We start from the raw sequence: 1,401 nt of genomic DNA on the forward strand, positions 1-1,401 counted from the left end.
CATTATCAGTATCCACCATAACCGGATAACATTATCAGTATCCACCATAACCGGATAAGTATACGAAATATCATCTATCGAAAAATCATCAGCTCCTATAACTCCGTTTGGTCCGCTTGCTGCGCCATTTTTACGCTGAACAAGCACTGTACCGCTGTTGGGAAGGTTTGCGGTCTTTATGTTTACGGTAATGGTATAATAACTACTATTATTTGCAAAGCTTCTAGAAGAATAATCTCCGTTTATAGCAAGATTAATTACCATTGAAGGATCAATTAGCTCTATATTTGAAACAGGACTTGCTAAAGTCGCCGTAAGCGGATTGGTAACTCTGAAAATCCTTACCAAGCCACTTGTGGTTTGCAGGTAAAAATCCATTTTTCCCCATCCTTGGCTTACAGGGCTTGTTCCCGCAGCATTTATTGATAAAACTTTCACAGAAAAAGTAGCATAAGACGGTGTAGAAGCAGTCTTGAAAACTACTCCGGTCTGATAAAGATTCAAACCTTCAGCACCATCGAGAAAAGATACTGCAGCTCCTGCATTAGCTCCCCAGTTGGTAAGCGTGGAAGTACCGGTTCCATTAGTTGTCCAACTGTTAAGGTTTCCGCCCGAGCTGCCATTTGTGCCAAAATTTCCATTAATGATTGCATTTGCGCTGGAAGTAAGGCCTTCATTGGTATCTGAAATACCATCGTTATCATCATCAATATCTAATGCATTAATAATGCCGTCACCGTCAAAATCATCTGCTGGACCCATATTCTGAGCCGATAAATGATTAAAGAATGTAAACAAGGCAAAAAATAATACAAAGTTTATCATTTTTTGCAGGATTTTTTTCTTTTTCATCAGTTTTTGTGTTTTTAATTATAATAAATTTATTTCATTTTATAGTCTATTAATAGTAAATAACAGTGTATCTGTAATGAACTATGCTTTTATTATAAAAGATCAATAAAAAAAATTCCAGTAAGAATTATACGATAATGATTAAGAATCTATTTTAGAATAAAAATAGAAATGTAAAGAAAATTTTATTTTCTAAAATCTTTATTGTTGTAGAATGTATTTTTTTTATTCATCATTTTTATAATTGTGTGTTTTTTAGGTTTATAAATGAATATTTTTTGCTGAAGATTCATTTTGATAATTATTAAACCTTTGCAAATTTATACTTTTTTTACATAAAAAAATATTTTTTTATGTAAAATTTAACACATTCGCAAAAACAGCCTCTATTAGAGGCTGTTTTATGATAAATAATTAAAAATACAGTATTAGTAATCTATGATAAATTCATCATATAATATCAGGGTTTCCAGAAGCTCCACACCGTACCGTTGAAAACGGCAAGCTGCTTCGCTGTGGTATCGTAAACCATCATTCCCGGTGCAGGAT

General features: G+C 33.0%; 1 pseudogene. It reads right to left on the reverse strand.

The features are described 5' to 3' along the window. Nucleotides 1-852, reverse strand: a pseudogene (locus AB4Y90_RS17880) (hypothetical protein); the annotation flags it as partial. Nucleotides 853-1,401 lie beyond the last annotated feature (549 nt).

The organism is Chryseobacterium sp. 2TAF14 (assembly GCF_052115105.1).
GTDB lineage: Bacteria > Bacteroidota > Bacteroidia > Flavobacteriales > Weeksellaceae > Chryseobacterium.